Source organism: Shinella zoogloeoides (genome assembly GCF_020883495.1).
Classification (GTDB): Bacteria; Pseudomonadota; Alphaproteobacteria; order Rhizobiales; family Rhizobiaceae; genus Shinella; species Shinella zoogloeoides.
The window spans coordinates 2,635,817-2,657,851 of the sequence record NZ_CP086610.1; the positions used below are offsets into that span (position 1 = coordinate 2,635,817).

Genomic DNA, 22,035 nt, shown 5'->3' on the forward strand with positions numbered 1-22,035 from the left:
ACCGTGGCCGGGGACGTCATCCGCCTCGAAGCGGACGGGCTTGCGGTCGAGGCAAGCCCGCTCGGCGGAGCGATCCTCTCCGCCTACTGGCACGGCATTCCCGTCCTCGCGCCCACCCCGTCGCCCGGCCTCGCCTCGACGATGCTGGGCGCAGAAGCCTGCTTCCCGCTCGTTCCCTTCGGCAACCGCATCGAAAACAACGGCTTCCGTTTCGAGGCCCGCGACCATGTCCTGCTGCCGAACACGGCCGACCCGCTCGTCCTGCACGGCGACGGCTGGCTCCGCCGCTGGACCCTTGCGGAACGGACGCCGCACCGCATCGTTTTCCATCACCGGCACGAGGCGGACGCCGCCTCTCCCTTCGACTACGAAGCCGCGCAGACCATCGCGCTCGGCAAGGATTGCCTGACCCTCTCGCTCGACATCGTCAACCGCGCGGCCGGCACGCTCCCCTATGGCCTCGGCTTCCACCCGTATTTCCCCCGGACACCCGCCGTCCGCCTCTTCGCCAGCGCCGGACGCTACGCCCCCGAACGCGAGCTTCACCTGCCGGCCCAATCCGAGCCGGTCCCGCACGATCTCGATTTCTCCGCCGGTGCGCCGCTGCCCGCGCGCTGGTTGAACAACGCCTTCGACGGCTGGGACAGCGCGGCAGACATCGAATACCCGGAAACCGGCCTCATCCTCTCGCTCGAGGCCGACGACACATTCCGCTTCTTCACCCTCTACGCCCCCGCGCCCGAGGCCGGCTTCTTCTGCTTCGAACCCATGACGCACCGGCCGAACGCCCATAACGCCCCGGACACCGACGGCCTCGTCCCGCTCGCGCCGGGAGAACGGCTCGCGGGAACCTTGACCATCCGCTGCCGGCGCGGCGAAGCGTAGTCGAACGCCTAATTCATTTGCGGCGAATGCGGAACGCGGCGGAAAAGCGCGCGGGTGCGCGCCGCCTGAAGCGGCCCCAGCGGGGCATTGGCCGCCGCGCACAGATAGAGCTTTTCCGAGAGGCGCCGGTTTTCCAGCTTGGCGAAGTGGAAGCGGCCCTCGGCAACGCCGGCCGCGGCATCCAGCCATGTCAGAAAGCTGATGCCCTTGCCCGCCGCGACATATTCCATGATGAGCGCGATAGAATTGCTGCGCAGCGCGATGCGCGGCTCGGCATGGATACGGTAGACCTCCGCATCGAGCCGTGGCCAGACCGAAAGGCTGGTGTCGGGCAGGCAGAGCGGGCGGCCAAGGCAGCTCTCGATGCGGAAGGGCGGCTCGCCCGAGGGCGCCAGCGCCGCCGCATAGACCACCCCGAGATCGTAGCTCCGCTCGTCATAGACCCGAAGCTCCGGCAGGCGCGGCACGTTGAAGGCGAGCAGCGCGTCGATCTCGTTGCGGCAGAGCTGGCCGACCAGCGTGCCCGTGTCCCCCACCGATATCCTCAGGGCGGACGGGCCGGCCTCTTCCTCCAGCCCCGGCAGGATATAGGGCACGAGGCACTCCATGATGCCCAGCCGGAGCGTACCGGCCCCGCCGCCGCCGGCCTGCTGCAACGCGGCGCGCAGCGCGCTCTCGTCGTCCAGCCAGCGCTCGGCCTGTGCCAGCAGCACCTGCCCCTGCTCCGTCAGTTGCACTCCCTGCGGCATGCGCACGAGGAGCCGGGCGCCGAAGGTCTGTTCCAGGATCTGCATCTGGCGGCTGAGGGCGGAGGCGGAGAGGTTGAGCTTTTCCGCCGCGCGGCGGATCGAGCGCTCGCGCGCCACTTCCACGAAGGTGAAGAACTCCCGCGAGAATGCCGACACAGCCGCCTCCGTGTGCAGTTTTATCGCACACTATGCGCAATTCATTCTAATTGGCGCAAGCCCCCTTCTCGCGCACTCTGAATGCGGGAGTTCCAAGCGTTCAGGAGGAGTGACGAATGCTCGACAAACAGAATAAAGGACAGGCAACGGACAACGACTTGCGCAACCTGCGCGAGACGATGAAGATCGCGGAGGAAAGCCGGGCGGCGGGCAACCACCCGTTCGGCGCGCTACTGGCTGGGCCGGACGGCGCGGTGCTCATCACCTCCGGCAACACGTTCAAGGACGACAAGGGCGTCGGCCACGCCGAGATGAACGTGGCGCGGGACGCAGCAAAAACCTACTCGGCCGAGTTCCTTGCAGAATGCACGCTCGTCACCTCGGTGGAACCGTGCTGCATGTGCTCGGGCGGCACCTATTGGGCCGGCATCGGCCGCGTCGTCTACGGCATGACGGAAAAACGCCTGGCCGAACTGACCGGCGACAACCCGGAAAACCTGACCATGGACATGCCCTGCGAACACATCTTCGACGCCGGGCAGCGCAAGGTCGAGGTCGTCGGCCCCGTCCCGGCGCTCGAAGGGGAGATTGCGAAAGCGCATGAGGGCTTCTGGTGAAAACCGGAAGCCGCCGCCCTTTCCATTTTCCTTTCAGGAGTTCAGCCCATGTCCCGACAAGCGGACCATGGCGCGGCTGCGGCCGGCGCCAACCAGACTGCACGGCATGTTCATCCCGTCGATGAGATCCTGCCGCCCGCCCGCATGGCGGTGCTCGCGCTTCAGCACGTGCTCGTCATGTATACCGGCGCCATCGCCGTACCCTTCATCATCGGCAGCGCCCTTCACCTCACCCAAGCGCAGATCGCCTACCTGATCCAGGCCGACCTCATCACCTGCGGCCTCGCCACGCTGATCCAGACGATCGGCTTCTGGCGCTTCGGGGTGCGCATGCCCCTGATGCAGGGCATCACCTTCGCCGCGATCTCTCCGGTCATCGCCATCGGCAGCAACCCGGCGATCCTGGCGAACGGACCGAATGCCGGCCTGCAGGCGGTCTATGGCGCGGTCATCGCGGCGGGGCTGTTCGCCATCTTCATGGCTCCGCTCGGCCGCTACATCGTCAGGGCCTTCCCGCCCGTCGTCGTCGGTGCGGTGCTGACCGTCATGGGCCTCAGCCTGCTGCCGGTGGCGATCCAGTACGCCCAGGGCGGCTTCGTCGAAGATGCGGGCAGGCCGGCCTATATCGGCCTCGCCTTCCTCGTGCTCGCCGTCATCGTCCTGCTCAATGTGTTCGGTCGCGGCTTCGTGAAGAACATCGCTGTCTTCCTCGGGCTGGTCGTCGGCGTCGTCTTCGCCGCCGTCATGGGCATGCTGGATTTCAGCGCGGTCAGGGACGCGGCCCCGCTCGCCATCGTCACGCCGTTTCATTTCGGCCTGCCGACTTTCCATCTGGTGCCGGTGCTGACCATGTGCCTCGTCGTCGCCATCACCTGGGTGGAATCGGTCGGCGACACGATCGTCGTCGGCGAGATGGTCGGCCGCCCCGCGACGGAACGCACCATCGCCGATCTCCTGCGGGCCGACGGCCTGTCGACCATGCTCGGCGGCATGCTCAACTCGTTCCCCTACACGGCCTTCTCCGAGAATGTCGCGCTGGTGAACATCACGGGCGTGCGCAGCCGCTGGACGGTGGCGCTTGCAGGGGGCTTCCTCGTGGTGCTCGGCCTTTCGCCGGTGCTGGCGACCGCCATCGCCTCGCTGCCGAAGCCCGTGGTCGGCGGCGCCGGGTTCGTCATGTTCGGCACGCTCGTCGTCGTCGGCATGAAGACCCTGCAGAAGATCGACTTCGACACGACCTTCAACAACTTCATGGTGGTGGGCCTCAGCATCGCCATGGCGATGATCACCATCGTCAAGCCGGACTTCTTCCAGTTCATGCCGGATTGGTCCCAGGTGGTCTTCCATTCCCCCGTGATCATGGGTGCGATCACCGCCATCGTCATGAACGCCGCCCTTAACGGGCTGCGCAGCCAGGGGCACGTCGTCATGGCCCACTAGGCTCCCCCTTAGTGCCCGGACGACACCTGCCCGAGGGCCGGAACCGTAAGGTCCCGGCCCTCGGGTCCGTCTATCCGGAAACGCCAAATGCAGAAAACGACGCCCCTCATGCCAACCATGGAGCCTGAACCGATTCGTGGCTGGCGCCGCCTCATATCCGCGCCAGCCTGTATTTCGATCAAGCCGCGAGGTGGGCCTTGTAGAAGGGCCCAAGTTTGGACATCGCCTCTCCCATCTGGTCCGGCGTGTCGTAGAGCGACATGTGGGTAGCGCCCTCGACGACATGCAGGTCTTTCACGCTGCTCGCCGCCTTGCCGAAGATGGTCTCGCTGTACCAGAACGAACCCGCCTCACGTCCCGCCACGAGTTGCAACGGCTGCGTGAGAAGCTGGTCGGCAAGGTGGAAGGCGTCATAGGTCACAAGCTGCGGCAGGCTTGCCACCGTAAACTTGCTTTCCGTGTTGCAATGCTGGGCGCGCTGCGTCCGGTAGTAATCATAGGCTTCGCGCATATCCGGGTCTTCCACACCTTCGAGGCTCGGCGGCGAGAAGGGAATGAAGGCGGCCTCGCCACCATTCGCCTCGGCCGTGCGCTGGGCCGTGCCCATTTCCAGAAGGCCGATGGCCTGCGCCACATCGCTATCGCCGGTCCAGCCCTGGCGGAACATCTCGCCGATATTGACCGAGCTGACGCCGCCCACCGCCTTGATGCGGCGATCGGTCATGGTCGCGTGAATGGCATAGCCGCCACCGGCGCAGATGCCGAGCGCGCCGATGCGGGCGTTGTCGACATAGCCGAGCGTCGTCAGGTGATCGACCGCTGCCCGCACATCGTTGACTCGGGCATAGGGGTCTTCCGCATGGCGCGGCTCGCCGCCGCTCTCACCTTGGTGGGAGGCGTCGAAGGCGAGTGCAACAAAACCTTCGGCAGCGAGCCTGGCGGCATACCCGCCGGCGGTCTGCTCCTTCACGCCGCCACCGGGGTGCACCACGACGATACCCGCATAGGTCTCGGCGTCGTCGAAGCCTTCCGGCAGGTAGAGGTTGCCGGCCATTTCAAGGTCGCCGTTTGGGAATTTCACAGGCTTCATCTTCGTCACTCCGGTTTGTCTCGTTTGCAATGAAAGGAATATAGCCCCGCCTCGGCTTTTCGATTATTGGTGGCAAACGGGATACCATCATTAGACAGGCTAATGAATGTCGAACGAGAATCTCCGAGATCTGAACGCCTTCGTCACCGTGGCGCGCGAGGGGAGTTTCACCCGCGCGGCAGCCCGGCTCGGCGTGTCGCAATCCGCGCTCAGCCAGACGTTGCGCAATCTTGAGGAGCGGGTCGGCATCCGCCTGCTCAACCGCACCACCCGCAACGTCTCTCCAACCGAGGCGGGGGAGCGGCTGCTGGCCCATGTGACGCCGGCACTGGAGGAGATCGAGCACGGGTTTGCGCAAATCGGCACGCTGCTCGACCGCCCCTCGGGCACGATCCGCATCTCGGCGGATGAATATGCCATCGAGACGGTTCTCTGGCCTCGGCTGTCGCTATTCATGAGCGACTATCCCGAAATCAATATCGAGCTCGTCACCGACTATGGCCGCAACGACATCGTGCGCGAACGGTTCGATGCCGGCGTACGGCGGGGGAAGCTCGTTTCCAAGGACATGATCGCCATGCGCATCGGGCCGGATATCCCGATGGCAGTGGTCGCGGCCCCCTCTTTCCTTGCCGGCCGGAAGAAACCCCGTACACCGCAGGACCTGTCGAGTGCTCCTTGCATCAATCTGCGCCTGCCCACGCATGGCGAACTGATGGCCTGGACCTTCAGCAAGGGCGGCAAGGATCTGCGCATCACCACCGAAGGAAGGCTGGTGCTGACCAGCGTGCGCCAGATACGGCAAGCGTCGCTAGCGGGCTTCGGGTTTGCCTATCTGCCGATGGATTATGTCGCAGGCGAGATCGCCGCAGGCCACCTCGTCGAAGTGTTGGCCGACTGGCGCAAGACCTTCGAAGGCTATCACCTCTACTACCCGAACCGCCGACAACAATCCCCGGCGCTCGCCGCTCTGGTCAGGGCGCTGCACTATCGGGTTGGGGCTTCCCCGGAGACGAACCGGTAACCCCTAAAGACACCACGGCGCGCTCAAGGCGGACTGGGAGAGCCCGAGCTTAGCGGCTGCGCGGGTAAAATTCCGCTCCTCCGCCACCACCACGAAGGCGGTCAGGTCCGCCATCTCCTCGCGCCGCATTCATCACCTCACTGATAGGTTCAAACAGTTTGCCGCCATAGAGTGATAGGCGAGATCGACCTATATTTCCAGTCATTCAAGCCGGAACACATTTCCAACCCCGGCCAACCCGAGGAAACCACCATGGGCAAGATCAGCTTCACCAACACCAACAACCCGGCCATCACGCTCTCGGCCGTCATCAACTTCCCGGAAGGTTTCAGCGAAGCCGGCAGCTATCCGGCCATCGTCGTCTCCCATCCCGGCGGCGGCGTGAAGGAGCAGACGGCCGGCACCTATGCCCGCGAACTTGCCAAGGCCGGCTTCGTCACCATCGCCTATGACGCTTCCTATCAGGGTGAATCCACCGGTGAGCCGCGCCAGTTGGAAAACCCCTATATCCGTACCGAGGACGTCAGCGCCGTCATCGATTACCTGACCACGCTTCCCTACATCGACCAGGAGCGCATCGGCGCCATGGGCATCTGCGCCGGCGCGGGCTACACGGCCAACGCCGCCATCCAGGATCGCCGCATCAAGGCGGTCGGCACGGTCAGCGCCGTCAATATCGGCTCGATGTTCCGCAACGGCTGGGAGAACAATGTCGCCTCCATCGACGCGCTGCCCTATGTCGTCGCCGGCTCGAACGCCCGCACGGCGGATGCCAAGGGTGGCGCTGCCGCCATCATGCCGCTCGCCCCGATGAAGGAAGAGGATGCGCCGAACGCCGAACTGCGCGAGGCCTGGGAATACTACCACACGCCCCGCGCCGAATGCACCACGGCACCCGGCTTCGCCACGCTGCGCAGCCTCAACCAGATCATCACCTACGACGCCTACCACATGGCCGACGTCTACCTCACCCAGCCGATCCTCTCGGTCGTCGGCTCGGTCGCCGGCAGCAAGTGGATGAGCGACGACCTCCTCGCCCGCGCCGCCAGCACGGACAAGGCGATGCACATCGTCGAGAGTGCGAACCACATGTCGCTCTATGACGGCAAGTCTTACGTCGATGAAGCCGTCTCCGTCCTCGCCCCCTTCTTCCGCGCAAAGCTTGCCGGCGAAGCCGCCCGCCAGGCCGCCGAATAACCCATCCCCGCAGCCGGGCGTCGCACGATGCAGCGCCGGCACCTATCTCTCGGAGAAAAGACATGAAAAGCGTCAAATTCCAGAACCCGGACATGGCCTGGCCGATCGCCGCGAACATCCAGTTCCCGCCGGGCTTTGACGAAACGAAGGCCTATCCCGCCATCGTCAGCATCCATCCCTTCGGCAGCTGCAAGGAGCAGACCTCAGGCAATGTCTACGGCAAGGCGCTTGCCGCGGAAGGCTTCGTCGTCATCGCCTATGATGCCAGCTTCCAGGGCCAGTCGGGCGGCACGCCGCGCTGGGTCGAGGACCCGACGCAGCGGGTTGAGGATATCAGCCGTGTCATCGATTATCTCGTGACCCTGCCCTATGTCGACGAGAACCGCATCGGCATTCTCGGCGTGTGCGGCGGTGGCGGCTATGCCGTCAACGCGACCCTGACCGAAAAGCGCATCAAGGCCGTCGTTTCGATCACCGGCGTCAATATCGGCCGTCTCTTCCGCGAAGGTTTCAGCGGCTACAATCCGCTCGGTGCGCTTGCCGCCATAGCCGCCCAGCGCACGAAGGAAGCGCGCGGCGGCGAACTTCAGGTCAACGAACTGCTGCCTGCCAGCCTCGACGTGGCGAGACAGGCCGGCCTCACCGAACGCGACGTGTTCGAGGCGACGGACTATTACAAGACCCCGCGCGGTCAAGAGGAAGGCGGCGCGACGCGCATGCTCTTCTCCCACGCACAGAAGACGCTCGCCTGGGATGCCTTCGCCTTTGCCGAAACCCTCCTCACGCAGCCCGTGATGGTGGTGGTCGGCCAGAAGATCGGCGCGTTCGGCGCCTTCCGCGACGGCATGGAGATCTACGGCCGCGCCACCGCGTCGAAGGATCGCCAGCTGGTCTCGCTCGAGGACTGGTCGCACTACGACCTCTACGACAAGCCGGAGCCGGTCGGCCTCGCGCTCGATAAGGTAACGCCCTTCTTCAAGCAGCACCTCGCCTGACCAACGCATGCATCCGTCGCTCTCGCACCGGGAGCGGCGGCCATGGACCCGCAATGTGAGACACAGAGAGAAGACAATGAGCAATGTACTCGTTCTCGGCGCAGGCGGACAGATCGCGCGCCATGTCATCGGCATGCTGGGCGGCGAACAGGGTATGGCCCTGACGCTGTTTGCCCGCAACACCGCCCGGCTCGCCCGCGTGCCAGCCAATACCACGCTCGTCCAGGGCGACGTGCTTGACCCCGCCCGTCTGGCGGAGGCCGTCAAGGGACAGGACATCGTCTACGCCAACCTGACGGGCGAAGACCTCGACGATCAGGCCAAGGCCGTGATCGACGCCATGCAGGCGGAAGGCGTGCAGCGCCTCGTCTTCGTGCTGTCGCTCGGCATCTACCAGGAAGTTCCCGGCAAGTTCGGCGAATGGAACGAGGCGATCATCGGCGAGGACCTGAAGCCCTTCCGCCGCGCCGCCGACGCCATCGAAGCCTCCGGCCTCGACTATACCATACTGCGCCCCGCATGGCTGATGGACGAGGACGAGGTGGACTACGAGACCACCGGCCGCAACGAGCCCTTCAAGGGCACCGTCGTCTCGCGCAAAAGCGTCGCCGACCTGATCGCCAGGACCATCCGCGCGCCAAAACTCCACAGCCGCGCCAATTTCGGCGTCAACAAGCCCAACACGGATGCCGACAAGCCTTACTTCATGTAACGCCCAGCCCCACCGCCATGAGAAAATCCATGTCATCTCGCAATGGATCGCCGCCGCACTGGCGCTCATTGCACTCGCCATCGCCTGCGTGCCGTTCCCGTCACCTGGATCGAAAGCCGGCAGGCCCGCACCGTGGCATCCATGAAACCCTAAAGACGCGGCAAGCCGGCAACGCATCCTGCTCAGCTCTGCTGCAGGCCAGTGATCATCGCGATGATCTCGTTCTTGTCGGTCGCCTTCGTCTCGCGCACGCCGATCTGCCGGCCGCGGCGCAGGACGCAGATGCGGTCGGAGAGCTTGAAGACCTGATCGAGGCTGTGGCTGATGATGAGGATGCCGATATTGCGGCTCTTCAGCGATTGCACGATCTCCTCCACCTTCGCGGTCTCGGCGACGCCAAGGGCGGCCGTCGGCTCGTCGAGCAGGATCAGCTTGCTCGCCCAATGGGTCGCACGGGCGATGGCGACGCCCTGGCGCTGGCCGCCCGAGAGGTCGCGGATCGTCGCATGCGCCGAGGGAATGCGCACGTCGAGTTCCTTCACCAGCTTCTCCGTTTCATCGATCATCCGGCGGCGGTCGAGAAGGCCGAAGGCCTTGGTCGGCTCGCGGCCGAGGAACATGTTCATGTAAACGGTTTGCTGATCTGCCAGCGCGAGATCCTGATAGACGACCTCGATGCCGTGGGCGCGCGCCATGGTGGCGTTGGCCATGGTGACGGGTCCGCCCTCGATGGAGATGGAGCCCGAGGTCGGGGCATAGACGCCGGAGATGATCTTGATCAAGGTCGACTTGCCGGCACCGTTGTCGCCAACCAGCGCGACGATCTCGCCGGGCTGGATCTCCAGCGAGAAGTTCTCGATGGCGACGACGCCACCGAAGGTCTTGCGGATATCCTTCAGCGCCAGGACGGGCTGGCCGGCAGCGGCGACAGCGTTCGTGGTCATATCCTGTCCTCCTAGACCGGCCAGGCGGCCGTTTCGCCCGCCGTATTCTCGATGGTCTCCACTTTCGGCGCGTCAGCCGAAATGCCGGAGACGCCGACGACATAGGCCCGTGTGACGAAGGCCTGCCCGCGGAAACCGAAGATAGCGGTATCGCCGGGTCTGGGAGCAGCGGGGCCGGTGGCGTCGATCATGGCGTAATAGTCAATGGCCGAGGGCGGCGGGACTTCGACGCTGCGCAAGGCGCTCGCCGCCACGGTCGGCTCGGCCGAGACGATGGCCTTGACGTCGTAGTCGGGGAAGATCGGATCGATATAGAAACCGCCACCGAAGCAATAGGCCTTGCCGCCCGAGAGATGCGAGACTTCCGTGAGGTAGAGCATGGCGGGTAGTTCCGGCAGGTCTTCCACCACATGCAGCGCCGTGGTGCCGTGCAGACCGTTGCCGGGTTCGCATTGCGTGGCCCCCGCCTCGGCGAGTGCGGCGAGCAGCACGCTGGATGTCGTGCCGGGGGCGTTGATCTCGATGTCGCTGCGGCCCGCTTTGGCGAGGGCCTCCGCCGTCTTCGTCAGCGTCGCGAGGTTGGGCGTGGGCAGGACCTTGCGCGCCTGATGGTCGAAGAGCAGCGCGGGGAAGGTCGTGATGCCGGCGAACCGACCGCCATCGAGGCTGTCCAGCCAATTGGCGACGGTAACAATATCGGCGGCGGCGAAACCGCCCTCATGGCCGCGATAGAAAGTGTCTCCCTCGGCGTGGATGCGGGCAAGCAGGTTCTGCACGCGGCCGGCCGCCTTGGCCCCGGCCGCCGCTTCCTGCGCCTTGGTCTCGTTGAAGACGGTCCAGTAATCCGGCTTGAGCACGCTTGCCGCGCCATCGGCCTCAGCGCGGGCAACCTGCTGGAGATGGCCGAGATGGCCGACCTTCATGCCGGCCCGGTGGGTCGCCTTGGCGCAGGCCATGTCGACGGCGACCGCGCTGTCGATGCCGCCGCGCATGATCGCCCGGCAGGCCGACCTCGACCGGCCGAACTGCTTGGTCATGGCGAAGGTTTTCAGCCCGAGCCGCGTCGCCTCGTCCTTGAGGATGCGGGCATTGCCCTCGATGGCGTCGAGATCGATCACATAGGCATTGGCCGGAATCCGGCCCTCGCGGTGAAGCGCCTGGGCGGCTTCGATGAAGCGGGGATTGCGACGGCGCAGAACGTCGAGAAACATTCGATCCTCCTCAGCGGGACTTTTCGCGCAGCGACACGGCGACTGCGGCAAGGATGATGAGACCGCGAACGATCATCTGGTCGGAAACGGAAAGGCCCATCAGGATGAGGCCGTTGTTGAGCATGCCCATCATCAGCGAGCCGACGAGCGCACCGATGATAGAGCCCTTGCCGCCGTTGAGCAGCGTGCCGCCGACGATGACAGCGGCGATGACCGTCATGAGATCGGTTTCGCCAAGCGTGTATTTCGCAGCCTGCAGGCGGCCGGCATAGAGCAGGCCCGCAAGCCCGGCGAGGCCGCCGGAGATCATCAGCACCGCAAGGCGCAGCTTCGGCACGGAAATGCCGGATACGCTTGCCGCCCGCGCATTGTCGCCGACAGCCAGCACATGGGCGCCGAAGCGGGTCTCACGGTAGATGATGTGGCCGAAGGCGACGGCGATGGCCGTCCACCAGATGAGCGAGGGAATACCGAGGAAAGCGCCCGAACCGAAGAAGCCGGTGAAGGTGCTGTCGGTGACGGGAATGCTGCGCAGGTTCGTCATCGAGCGCGAGACGCCGGCGAACAACCCCATCGTCGCCAGCGTGACGAGGAAGGACGGCAGGCGCACATAGGCGACGAGAACGCCGTTGACGAGGCCGATCAGGAGGCCGCAGCCGAGCCCGGCGACGATACCGGGCACCATGCCGTAGCCCTGCATCGTCACGGCGGCGGCCAGCGCCGCCACGGCCACCGTCGAGCCGATGGAAAGGTCGATCTCGCCCGCCGACATGACGAAGACGAGGCCGATGGCCATGATGGTGACGGGCGCCGTCTGCAACACGATATTGGAGAGGTTGCGGACCGTGAGGAAGCCGCTGTCCTTCAGCACGATGGCGAAGAACAGGAAGATCGCCAGGAAGCCGAAATAGACGACATATTGCTGCAGGTTGATGCGGCCGGCCAGCCCCGCCGCACGGACCGCGGCATCCTGATTGGTACTGGACATGATTTACCTCCGTGAATGAAAGCCGACCGGACGTCGCTTACTTCAATGCATCGGTGATCGACTGCGGGACGTCCTTGTTGAGCGACGTCTTCCAGCCTTCCTTCACCGTATCCTTCGTGACGGCGAGGGAATCCACGACGAGGAAGGGCGCAGCCTCCTTGCCGAGCATCGCGCCTGCCGCCGAACGGGCCGCCGTGACGCCAATGTCATAGGCCTCGTCCGCCACCAGCGCCGCGACGCTGCCGCCCTTGACCATGTCGAGCGCCGCCGGCTCGTTAAGGTCGAGCGTGACGATCTTCGTATGCGTGTTGCCGGCCGAGCGCAGGGCGGCGAGCACGCTCAGCGCCGGTTCCGCCCAGGTGACATAGATGCCGTCGAGATCGGGATGCTGCGTGACCATCGCCTGCGCAATCTCCTCGCTGCGGGCGGGATCGGCCATGCCCTGCTCGGCGACGATCTTCATGTCGGGATAGTCCTGCTCGATGGTCTTCTTGAAGGCCTGGTCGCGCTGGTTGGTCACGTAGAAATCGGCATCGTGGAAGATGTAGCCGACCTTGCCCTTCTTGCCCAAGGCATCGGCCATGGCGACGGCGGCCTTGCTGCCCATCTGGAAGAGATCGTCGGAAACGATGGTCACATAATCCTTGCCATGCGCGTAGCCAGCCGGCGAATTGTCGACGAAGGCAAGCTTGACGCCCGCCGCGCGGGCCGGATCGTAGACCGGCGCGGCGCTTGCCGGGTCGACCGGCAGGGAAACGATGATCGACGGTTTCTTCGCCAGCACAGTCTCGACATCGGCCTTTTGGCGCGCGGCGTCGAAGCCCGCATCGGTCTGCGCGACCACCTCGATGCCGAGGCGCTTGAATTCGTCCTGCGCGCCGGCATTCACCGCATTGGTATATTCGCTCATCTCGTGCCAGACGAGGGCGGCTGTGAATTTGCCGTCCTTGATCTTCTGCTCTTCCTCGGCGGTAAGCGTGACGGTGCCTGCGGCCGTCGGGGTCTCGCCGTTCGGGCCGGTCGTCACACCGTCGGCGGCAAGGGCGTAGCCGGCGATGAGGCCGGTCATCAGGGCGAGTGTCGTTGCAAAACGCATGGGTTTCCTCCCGTGGAACACGAATGCTTCTGGCTCTTCTGGTATTGGGGGGACTGCGGCGGCGGATGGCCGCCACAGTCGGGCGGTCACTTCGCGGCGTCGAGCACCGATTGCGGCGCATCGCGATTCAGCGAGTCTTTCCAGCCCTGGGAGACGTTTTCCTTGGTGACGGTCAGCGCCGGGGCGACGACAAAGGCCGGCGTCTCCTGCCCGAGCAGCGACTTCATGCCGGCGGCGGCCATGGCACGGCCGAGCTCATAGGCCTTGTCGGCGACGAGCGCGGTCACATTGCCGCCCTTGACCATGTCGAGCGCAACCGGCTCGGCAAGGTCCAGCGTCACGATCTTCGTCTTGGTGTTGCCTGCGCTGCGCAGCGCGGCGAGCACGCCGTCCGCCGGCTCGGCCCAGGTCACGTAGATGCCGTCGAGATCGGGGTTCTGCAGCAGCATGGCGCTGGCGAGCTCTTCCGCGCGTGCCGGGTCGGAAATGCCCTGCTCGGCGACGATCTTGATCTCGGGATAGTCCTTCTCGATGGTCGTCTTGAAGGCCTGGTCGCGCTGATTGGTGACGTAGTAGGTCGCGTCGTGGAAGATGTAGCCGACTTTGCCCTTACCGCCGATGGACTTGGCCAGCGCGTCGGCTGCCTGCTTACCCATCTGGTAGAGGTCGTCGGTTACGATGGCGGCGTATTCCGCGCCGTGCTTGTAATCCTTCGGCACGTTCGACAGGAAGACCAGCTTGGCGCCATCCGTGACGGCCTGGCGGAACGCCTCGGCCGATGTCACCGGATCGAGCGGGAGAGCGAGGATGACATTAGGCTTGGCCGCAAGCGCGGTCTCGATGTCGCTGCGCTGGCGGGCGGCGTCGAACTGGGCGTCCGTCGTCACGGCAATCTCGATGCCCGCACGCTTGAACTCATCCGTCGCACCCTGACCGACCGCATTGGTAAAATCCGAGGACGTGTGCCAAAGCAGCGCGGCCTTGTAGCCCTTGTCCTTCAGCGCCGCGATATCGGCGTCGGTCAGCGCTACCTCGGCGCTCGGCGTCGCCGCCTCGCCGGCCGGGCCGACCGTCTGGGCGATGGCAATTCCGGCGTTCAGGATAAGACCGGCGGTCAATGCCCCGGTCAGCCATTTCGTCATCTGCATGGTCTCACTCCCTCTTGGTTATGGTGTTCAGTCGACGGTTCCGCAGAAACGCGCCATGAAGGCCGCAAAGCCGACGACGGCCGCGAGAAACTCCTCGATTTCGACATGCTCGTTGTAGGTATGGCAGTTGCGGATATCGCCCGGCGCGCAATAGACCGTCGGAATGCCGAGCCGGTTCACGAAGAACGGCGATTCCGACCAGAAAGGTGCGCCTTCGATCCCGCCCCGGCCGGGCAGCGCGCCGCCTATGGCCTGCGACAGCAGCGAAACATCGGCGCGCCCCTCCTCTATCTCCGCCGCCGTGCCGCCGAGCGCATGGTCGCGGCCGGCCGGATAGGAGAATGTCACGGTGATTTCGGGGTCATCGATGGCCCCGCGCACCGCCGCTTCGATATCCGCGGCCGCCTGATCGAGGGATTCGCCCGGTAGCAGCTTGCGGATCAGCGACAGCTCGCATTTCTCCGGCACGGCGATGTAGCCGCCGCCGGTCAGCCCGGTGATCAGCAGGAACGAGCGACCGACCAGCTTGTGCTCGGCACGGGCGGAAATTTCGTCGGAATGTTTCCAGAGCGCGCTCATCGCCGCATGGCTGGCGCGCAACGCATCCTTGCCGAGTTCCGGCACGCCGAAATAGGCCGAGCGCCCGGTGATGGTGATATCCGTGATGAAGAAACCGATCTGCGCGGGATAGACGGCAAGCTGCGTCGGCTCGACATAGACGACGAAATCGGGCCGCGCCACCTCCCCCGCTTCGATACGGGTCACATAATCCTTGATGCCGGCGGAGACGCCGGTCCCCGGCTGGCCGCTCTCCTCGTCGCCGACGAAGGCGAAGGAGACATCGCCGGCAAGCGTGATGCCGGCCGCATCGAGCAGCGCAAGGGCGGCCAGCGACGAGGTGATGCCGGCCTTCAGGTCACCCGCGCCACGGCCCCAGACAGCGCCATCGACGATCGCGGCGCCGAAGGGGTTCTCGCGCTCCGTACCGACCCAGTTCTCGCGCCAGCCATCGACATGCACGACATCCGTATGGCCGATGAAGAGCAGGCGCCGACCGTTGCCCGCCCCCTTCCGCTCGCCCCACACATTGGGCCGGCCGGGCAGGAAATCCGCCATGGTGAGACCGGAAAGATCCAGCCTGCCCATCGCCTCCCTGAGATAGGCGACGACATTGGCCTCGTTGCCGGTGATGCTTTCGCGCCGCACCGCGCCACGAAAGAGATCAAGCGAGGCATCGCGGTCCAGCGCAGCCCAAAGGCGGGCGAAGAGATCGTTTTCCATCGTCATTCCGCGGCCTCCTGCGACGAATCCGTTCCCACCGGGGGCAGCGAGATGCCGGCATTCGGCGTCGCGACGCCAAAGAGCGTGTTGTGCAACTGGCTGAGGCCGACCGCTGTCGCGCCGACCAGCGCCGCGCGCGCGCCGAGTTCACCCGAGACGACATCGACCGGATAGGGGAAGCACTGCGGCAGGAAGCGGCGTGCGCGCTCCAGGATTTCCGGGCGCAGGCCGATGGAGCCGCCGAGGATGACAAGTTGGGGATTGGCGATGGCGCAGATCGCGGCGATGCCGCAGGCAACCTGGCGGGCCGTATCGTCGAGCGCGGCATCGGCAGCCTTATCGCCGGCCGCCGCGCGCTCGAAGATGGCGGGGACGTCGATCCGCTCGCCGGTCGCCGCTTCATAACGCGCGATGATGCCATGCGTCGCGACGGCGCGCTCATAGGCGCCGACCCGCAGGGATTCCGGATCGAAGGGATCCGCGCCGATCGGCAGGAAACCCATTTCGCCCGCCGCATTGGCCGCGCCGCGCACGAGATTACCGCCGAGGATGAGGCCGCTGCCGATACCCGTACCGAGCGCCACATAGGCGAGGTTGTCGATGCCCTGCCCCTGCCCCTGCCAGCTTTCCCCGAGGGCGGCGAGATTGACGTCGTTCTCGAGCACCACATCGAAGCCGAGCGCCTGCCGGAAGGCCTCCAGAACATCCATCGTGTCGAAATCACGGATATTGGGAGCAAGCAGCACACGGCCCGTCCGGTTATCGGGCGCACCAGGCACGCCGACGACGGCAAGCCGCAGCTTCTCACGCGGCACCTTGGCGGCCGAGGCGGCCGCAAGCGCCATGCCGGATATCTGGGCGACGAGATGGGCTCCGCCGCGCCGGTCGGTGGGCGCCGCATCCTCGATCACGATCTGCCCGGCAAGATCGGTCACGGCCACGCGCACCTTCGTCCCGCCGAGATCGACCGCCACGATGAAAGCCGCGTCAACCACCAGCTCATAGGTCACGGCGGTGCGGCCGACATGCCCGCTAGTGCGCCCCGTTTCACGTACCCAGCCGTCATCCTCAAGGTCGCGCACGATCTCGGAGATCGTCTGCTTCGACAGACCCGTCAGCTTCGCGATGGAAGCCCGCGAGATCGGCCCGCCCTGCACGATAGTCTCCATGACGGAGCGCTGCGAGAACTGCCGGGAAATGCGGGGCGCGTCGGTCATTGTCACTCACTTAGTTCGTTCTGTAACCGAACTTATTAAGGTGACACAAAAGAGTCAAGCGTCATCCCGGCATTGATTTGCAATGAGAACTGACCTGGTTTGCCCCTAGAGGTGATCCTGCATGAAGGAGCGCAAACGCATCGAGCGCAGCTTCAACACGCTCAAGCAGTTCAGGCGCGTCACAATCCGATACGACAAGCTGCCCGCGCACCGCACATGGGCTTCGTCAAACTCGGAGTTGTCATAACAGAACGCCCCTTCGTCTCTTCCGGCCTCTTGAACAGCGCCCGAAAACGTCAGCGCTCACGGAAAGCCTTGCTGAACTGATCGACGATCGGCTTGGCGAAGTAGGACAGTGCCGTCCTTTCGCTGGTCGTCACGTAGACCTCCACCGGCATGCCGGGAATAAGACGGCTCTTGCCCATCTTCGCCAGTTCGCCCTCCGATATCTCGACATCGCCCTTGTAGAAGAGCTGGCCGCTGGCCGGATCGCGGGCGGTGGCGGGGGAGACGTGCGAAACCACGCCGGCAAGCTCGGGCGTCGTGCGCTGGTTCAGCGCCGTCAGGCGCAACCGCGTGGGGCTGCCGAGTTCGACCTGATCGATGGCGGTCGGCTGGAGCATGACCTCGACCTTGAGCTTCGCCCCCTTGGGAACGATCGTCACCAGCACCTCGGCCGGCGTGATGACGCCCCCCACGGTATGCACGTTCAGTTCATTGACCGTGCCCGAAAGGGGCGCCCGGATCTGCGTGCGCGACAGGCGGTCGGATATGGCCATATGCCGGTCCTGAAGCTCGGACATCCGGGTTTCGACCGTGGTCAGTTCACGCTGCGCCTCGGTGCGGGCGCTCTCGTCGATGGCGATGATCTGCAGGCTTATCTCGTTCATCTTGCTGCGCGCGCGCGCGATGGCGGCGTCGATCTCGCCCCGCTCGCCCTCCAGCCGGGCGAAATCGCGATTTGCCGAATAGAGCGGCCCGCGCTCGAGCAACTGCTGCTCCACGAGCGTCTCGAACTTCCGGCGCTGTTCCTCCACCAGCCGGATCTCGTCGGCCTTTGAACTGCGCTGGGCCTCCAGCCCCGTGATTTCCTCCGAGACCTGCACGGTGCCGAGCTCGAGCTGCTGCTTGCGGCTTTCGCGGTTCATGCGGTTGCCGTCGAAAAGCCGGGTCTCGCCGTTGACGAGAAACACGGTTTCAGGGCGCTTCAGGTCGAGTGTCCGGGGGAATTCTATCGCCGCCAGAAGGTCGCGCTCCGCCAGGAGCCTTGCCCGGCGCACGGTCTGCTCGAGAAGCTGCGCCTCCACGATGGACAGCTCCGCCCTGGTCTGCGCGTCGTCGAGGCGCAGCAGAACCTGTCCCGCCTCGACAGCGTCCCCCTCGCGCACGGCGATCTCGCTCACAATCCCGCCGTCCCGGTGCTGGATGGCCTTTATCCGCTGGTCCACGGCAACCTGTCCCTGCGCGATCACCGCGCCGGAAAGCTGGGCCGTCGCGGCCCAGCCGCCGACACCGGCGACAAGCAGAAAGCCCAGCGTCGCCCCAGCGAAAACCCGGGGGCCGATACGGAAGGTGTTCACGGATTGCTTGCTCATGTCTGCCCCCTCAGGCGTGCTCGATGATGAAGAAGATACGGGTTCCCTCGATCATCACGGTCGTTTCCCATGTGCCGTCGCGGTTGAAGTCCGCCTCGATGACCGTCTGGCTCAGCTCGTCGGTCCGGTCGTGGCGGTAGCGGATGGCGATCTCGTCATCGTCGAAGTCGTCGCCATAGATCGCTTCGAACTGGTCCTCGTTCCTGTCGACGATCCTTTCGAAGAGGTCGTATTTCGACATGCGCACCCGGTCGCCGACATCGAAATCGAGGATGGCGTGACGCACCGTTGCCGGCAGCGTCTCCGCCACGGCCGGGGCCGCGGGGGGCAGGAACTCGAAGATGTCGTCGCCCGCCCCGCCCGCAAGCACATTGGCCTCGCGCGTGCTGGCGATGATGTGATCGTTCCCGGCGCCGCCGATCACGGCCTCGAAGGACGTGATCGTGTCCTCGCCGATCTCGCTGCCGAAGGCCACGCCCTCATCCAGATCGACGGTCACGCCGGCGGTCGTCGGCGCGAAGCTGAGCGTGTCATGCCCCGCCCCGCCATCATGGACATCGTCCTCACCGTCCAGCGCGGCCACGAGGAGGTCGTCGCCGGCACCGCCGAAGGTTTCGTCCCGCCCGGCGCCGTCGCGCAGGACGTCATTGCCCGCGCCGCCTTCGAGCCTGTCGTCGCCTTCGCCGCCATCGAGAATGTCGTTGCCGGCACCGCCCACCAGAAGGTCGTTCCCCTCGTCTCCGAAGAGGATGTCGTCGCCGTCGTCGCCATAGAGTCGGTCGTCGCCCTCGCCGCCGGAAATCCGGTCGTTGCCGGCACCGCCGAAAACGATATCGTCGCCACGGCCGGCAAGGACGATATCGTCCCCGTCGCCCGCCACGATATGGTCGTCTCCATCGCCCCCAAGGATGACGTCGTCACCGCCCCGGGCATCGATATTGTCGTCTCCCGCTCCGCCGTCGATATCGTCGCCACAAGCCGTGCCGACGATGACATCATCGCGCTGCGTGCCTTCAATGGCGTTCCGCTGGACCCGGAAATAGGCGACCTGATCGACGAGCAAGTCGCCGTCCGTGATCTGGTAGGTCACGGTCACAAGGCCTTCGAATTTCGGCCCGCCCTGGAACAGCCACTGCCCGCCGGACGGCGTCAGCGTACCGTGCGAGATCGTGAGGTTGCGGACGGAGAGCACATCGCCATCCGGGTCGTGGGCGTTGCGCAGCAGGTCGGAAAGCGCGATCGCCAGAACGGCGCATCCCGTCACGTCCATGAGATAGACGGGGCCGGAGACACGGGGGGCACGGTTCGAGCGGTCAGGATCGTCGGGACCATCCGGCCCTTCACCATCGTCGCCATCGCCGCCCTCCCCGTCCACGCCGGGCGGCGTCAGGGGGGGCTGCCATCCTCCCGTATCCGGCCCCTGGCCACCGCCCGAAGACGGGATCTCGTAGTAGGAGCCGGGATCCATATTGTCATTGGCCGCGAGCGAGCCGAAGCCGAAGGACTTCGCACCGATCCAGTCCCTTGGGTCGATCTCGAACCGCGCGCCGGTCTGCGGCCCTCCGGCGGAAAGGAAACCGCTCCAGAGGGGGCCGTCCAGCACCGCGCCGCCGTCGTCCTCCAGAAAGCCGCCCTCGGCCGGGCCGTAATCGATGGCGAGGACCGGCGCGAGCGGCTCTTCTTCCGTTGGAGGCGTTTCCGCTTCCTCCTGCGCCTTCGGGTCGGCCGCCGCATCGTCCGCTGGCCGGGCGTGGCTGGTGAAGAAGGACTTGAGATAGACGACCAGTCCCGCCAGAAGCAGCCCCAGCACCATGGGCGTCCTGGACTTGCGCTCCATGCTCTTCAGGGCATAGCGCTCGGCGGGGTCGGTTTGCGCCGCAGTCTGCTTCGTTGCCTTGATATCGATGATCATGTCGAAACCCACGCCCCTACACTGGCGCGCTCCTTCCTGACGATATGGCCGACGGACGCGGCGGCCGGCGGGGCGGGCGGCGCCTGGACGACAGCGCCGAGAACGTCCTCCTTCGGGCCGAAGGCCGTCAGCTTGCCGTTCTGCACCACGGCGACCATGTCGACCGCCGCAAGGGCGCTCGGCCGATGCGCGATGATCACGACGATGCCCCCGCGCGCCTTGACGCTTTCGATAGCCGCCGTCAGCGCCGCCTCACCCTCGCTGTCGAGATTGGAGTTGGGTTCGTCGAGGATAACGAGGAACGGTTCTCCATAGAGCGCGCGCGCAAGGCCGATACGCTGGCGCTGGCCGCCGGAAAGGGCCGAGCCGAGGGGACCGAGCTGTGTCTTGTACCCATCCGGCAGGCGCACGACCATGGTGTGGACGCCCGCGGCAGCGGCCGCCTTGACGATGGCCCGTGCATCCGCCGCCTCGTCGAAGCGCGAGATGTTCTCCTCTATCGTGGCGTCGAGCAGGGACACTTCCTGCGGCAGATAGCCGACATAGGAGCCGAGCCGCGTGTCCTCCCATTGTGTCAGGTCGGCATCGTCCAGCCGCACGCTGCCCCGCAGGGTCGGCCAGATGCCGGTGAGCGCGCGGGCAAGCGTCGTCTTGCCGCCGCCGCTTGCGCCGATGACGCCAAGCGCCTGGCCCGCCTTCAGCTCGAAGCTGACATCGCTCAAAAGGACCCTGCCGGTGCCGGGCACGGCGACCGTGATGCATTCCACCTTCAGCGAGCGCACGGGCGCGGGAAGCTCCATCGGCTCGGGCGCCGACATCAGGGCGACGACGGTCTCCTTGAGGCGCTGGAAGGCGGCCCGCGCGGCGACCACGCTCTTCCAGTTGCCGATGGCAAGGTCGATGGGCGCAAGCGCGCGCGCCGAGGCGACCGAGGCCGCGATGATCGCGCCGGCCGAAAGCTGCCCCTGGATCGTCAGATAGGCGCCCAGCCCCAGCACCGCGGATTGCAGGATCATGCGCAGCACGCGCGAAATGGCGCCGAAGGTGCCGCTGATATCGTTGGCGCGGGTCTGGAGATCGAGATGATCCTCGTTCGCGCGGTCGAAGCGGGCGACCGCGCGGCCGGCAAAGCCCATCGCCTTCAGGATATCGGCATTGCGGGCATTGGAATCGGCGATGGCGTTGCGCGTTATCACGGCGCTGTGGGTCGCGCTCGTCAAGCGCCGCGTCATCAACTCGGTGACGATGGTCAGCACCGTCAGGGTGACCGCGCCGCCGATGGCGAGCGCCCCCAGCAGGGGATGAAGGATATAGACGAAGACGAGGAAGACGGGCATCCACGGCAGATCGAACAGGGCGACCGGCCCCTGGCTGCCGAGGAAGCTGCGCACGGTATCGACATCGCGCCCGCGTTCGAGCGCTTCGGCGGTGGAAAAACCGAAGCGCGGCATATCGACGGCGACCCGGTGGGCCAGCGGTGCGACCTTGCGGTCGAGGCGCGCGCCGATGCGCACCAGAATCTGCGAGCGCAGAATATCGAACAGGCCCTGGAAGCAATAAAGACCGATCGCCAGCAGCGAGACGGCGAGCAGCGTCGGAATGCTCGCGCTGGTCAGCGCCCGGTCATAGATCTGCAGCATGTAGAAGGCGCCGGTCAGCGCCAGGATGTTGATGATCCCCGACATCACGAAGAGAAAGACACCGATGGCCCGAAAGCCGCTCGTCAGCTTCTCCGCATTCTTCCGCCTTTCCGCGGACATCGTTTCTTTGGCACGCAT

Annotated in this window: 19 protein-coding genes and 2 pseudogenes; 8 read left to right on the forward strand and 13 right to left on the reverse strand. The window is 65.6% G+C overall.

Features of this window, described 5'->3' with window-relative positions; translation table 11 throughout:
- The first annotated feature begins 3 nt into the window (after nt 1-3).
- Nucleotides 4-885, forward strand: coding sequence for an aldose 1-epimerase (locus tag K8M09_RS13140; RefSeq protein WP_160786405.1), 882 nt, complete (start codon nt 4-6; stop codon nt 883-885).
- An 8-nt stretch (nt 886-893) separates the two neighbouring features.
- Here the strand turns inward: K8M09_RS13140 and K8M09_RS13145 are convergent, their stop codons facing one another.
- Nucleotides 894-1,790 (reverse strand): LysR family transcriptional regulator, encoded by an 897-nt coding sequence (locus K8M09_RS13145; RefSeq protein ID WP_160786406.1) that lies wholly within the window; start codon nt 1,788-1,790, stop codon nt 894-896.
- A gap of 116 nt (nt 1,791-1,906) precedes the next feature.
- Between K8M09_RS13145 and K8M09_RS13150 the strand changes: the two genes are divergently transcribed.
- Together K8M09_RS13150 and K8M09_RS13155 are read left to right on the forward strand one after the other, a co-directional pair.
- Nucleotides 1,907-2,407, forward strand: a complete 501-nt coding sequence (locus K8M09_RS13150; protein ID WP_160786407.1) for a nucleoside deaminase — start codon at nt 1,907-1,909, stop codon at nt 2,405-2,407.
- A gap of 48 nt (nt 2,408-2,455) precedes the next feature.
- Entirely contained in the window at nt 2,456-3,847 is a 1,392-nt protein-coding gene (locus K8M09_RS13155) for a nucleobase:cation symporter-2 family protein (RefSeq protein WP_160786408.1), read from the forward strand.
- A gap of 178 nt (nt 3,848-4,025) precedes the next feature.
- Here the strand turns inward: K8M09_RS13155 and K8M09_RS13160 are convergent, their stop codons facing one another.
- The gene (locus K8M09_RS13160) at nt 4,026-4,937 is read right to left on the reverse strand and encodes an alpha/beta hydrolase (RefSeq protein ID WP_160786409.1); all 912 of its coding nucleotides are present in this window, start codon (nt 4,935-4,937) and stop codon (nt 4,026-4,028) included.
- A 106-nt stretch (nt 4,938-5,043) separates the two neighbouring features.
- Here K8M09_RS13160 and K8M09_RS13165 point away from each other — a divergent pair, with 106 nt between their 5' ends.
- Nucleotides 5,044-5,961: a LysR family transcriptional regulator gene (locus K8M09_RS13165; RefSeq protein WP_160786410.1), complete on the forward strand. Its 918-nt coding sequence runs from the start codon at nt 5,044-5,046 to the stop codon at nt 5,959-5,961.
- A 21-nt stretch (nt 5,962-5,982) separates the two neighbouring features.
- Here the strand turns inward: K8M09_RS13165 and K8M09_RS23730 are convergent.
- Nucleotides 5,983-6,090 (reverse strand): annotated as a pseudogene (locus K8M09_RS23730) (helix-turn-helix domain-containing protein); the annotation flags it as partial.
- A 123-nt stretch (nt 6,091-6,213) separates the two neighbouring features.
- Between K8M09_RS23730 and K8M09_RS13175 the strand changes: the two are divergent.
- The 3 genes from K8M09_RS13175 (at nt 6,214) to K8M09_RS13185 (ending at nt 8,865) form a co-directional block, all read left to right on the forward strand.
- Complete coding sequence (locus K8M09_RS13175) at nt 6,214-7,158, forward strand: alpha/beta hydrolase (RefSeq protein WP_160786411.1); 945 nt, start codon at nt 6,214-6,216, stop codon at nt 7,156-7,158.
- 62 nt (nt 7,159-7,220) lie between these two features.
- The gene (locus K8M09_RS13180) at nt 7,221-8,153 is read left to right on the forward strand and encodes an alpha/beta hydrolase (protein WP_160786412.1); all 933 of its coding nucleotides are present in this window, start codon (nt 7,221-7,223) and stop codon (nt 8,151-8,153) included.
- A 76-nt stretch (nt 8,154-8,229) separates the two neighbouring features.
- Complete coding sequence (locus K8M09_RS13185; RefSeq protein ID WP_160786413.1) at nt 8,230-8,865, forward strand: SDR family oxidoreductase; 636 nt, start codon at nt 8,230-8,232, stop codon at nt 8,863-8,865.
- 182 nt (nt 8,866-9,047) lie between these two features.
- Here K8M09_RS13185 and K8M09_RS13190 read toward each other — a convergent pair whose 3' ends face one another.
- The 7 genes from K8M09_RS13190 to K8M09_RS13220 form a co-directional block, all read right to left on the reverse strand.
- Nucleotides 9,048-9,809: an ATP-binding cassette domain-containing protein gene (locus K8M09_RS13190; RefSeq protein WP_160786414.1), complete on the reverse strand. Its 762-nt coding sequence runs from the start codon at nt 9,807-9,809 to the stop codon at nt 9,048-9,050.
- A gap of 11 nt (nt 9,810-9,820) precedes the next feature.
- The gene (locus K8M09_RS13195; RefSeq protein WP_160786415.1) at nt 9,821-11,020 is read right to left on the reverse strand and encodes an alanine racemase; all 1,200 of its coding nucleotides are present in this window, start codon (nt 11,018-11,020) and stop codon (nt 9,821-9,823) included.
- 10 nt (nt 11,021-11,030) lie between these two features.
- Nucleotides 11,031-12,008 (reverse strand): ABC transporter permease, encoded by a 978-nt coding sequence (locus K8M09_RS13200; RefSeq protein ID WP_160786416.1) that lies wholly within the window; start codon nt 12,006-12,008, stop codon nt 11,031-11,033.
- A 37-nt stretch (nt 12,009-12,045) separates the two neighbouring features.
- Nucleotides 12,046-13,104: a substrate-binding domain-containing protein gene (locus K8M09_RS13205; RefSeq protein WP_229341878.1), complete on the reverse strand. Its 1,059-nt coding sequence runs from the start codon at nt 13,102-13,104 to the stop codon at nt 12,046-12,048.
- 86 nt (nt 13,105-13,190) lie between these two features.
- A complete protein-coding gene (locus K8M09_RS13210) occupies nt 13,191-14,246 on the reverse strand; it encodes a substrate-binding domain-containing protein (RefSeq protein ID WP_160786437.1) in 1,056 nt (351 codons plus the stop codon).
- 33 nt (nt 14,247-14,279) lie between these two features.
- Nucleotides 14,280-15,539 carry a M20 family metallopeptidase gene (locus K8M09_RS13215; protein WP_170299503.1) on the reverse strand — a complete coding sequence of 420 codons (1,260 nt, stop codon included), beginning with the start codon at nt 15,537-15,539 and terminating at the stop codon, nt 14,280-14,282.
- Nucleotides 15,536-16,750 carry an ROK family transcriptional regulator gene (locus K8M09_RS13220; RefSeq protein WP_160786417.1) on the reverse strand — a complete coding sequence of 405 codons (1,215 nt, stop codon included), beginning with the start codon at nt 16,748-16,750 and terminating at the stop codon, nt 15,536-15,538. The genes K8M09_RS13215 and K8M09_RS13220 overlap by 4 nt, the downstream gene beginning before the upstream one ends.
- Nucleotides 16,751-16,874: 124 nt before the next feature.
- Here K8M09_RS13220 and K8M09_RS13225 point away from each other — a divergent pair.
- A pseudogene (locus K8M09_RS13225) lies at nt 16,875-16,993 on the forward strand (IS5/IS1182 family transposase); the annotation flags it as partial.
- A gap of 53 nt (nt 16,994-17,046) precedes the next feature.
- Here the strand turns inward: K8M09_RS13225 and K8M09_RS13230 are convergent.
- Genes K8M09_RS13230 through K8M09_RS13250 form a run of 3 tightly spaced genes read right to left on the reverse strand, consistent with a single transcriptional unit; the run spans nt 17,047 to nt 22,035 of the window.
- Entirely contained in the window at nt 17,047-18,345 is a 1,299-nt protein-coding gene (locus tag K8M09_RS13230; protein ID WP_160786418.1) for an HlyD family type I secretion periplasmic adaptor subunit, read from the reverse strand.
- Between the two features lie 10 nt (nt 18,346-18,355).
- Entirely contained in the window at nt 18,356-20,257 is a 1,902-nt protein-coding gene (locus K8M09_RS23735) for a calcium-binding protein (protein WP_206366676.1), read from the reverse strand.
- Nucleotides 20,254-22,035, reverse strand: a complete 1,782-nt coding sequence (locus K8M09_RS13250) for a type I secretion system permease/ATPase (protein ID WP_160786419.1) — start codon at nt 22,033-22,035, stop codon at nt 20,254-20,256. Before K8M09_RS13250 ends, K8M09_RS23735 begins: the two co-directional genes overlap by 4 nt.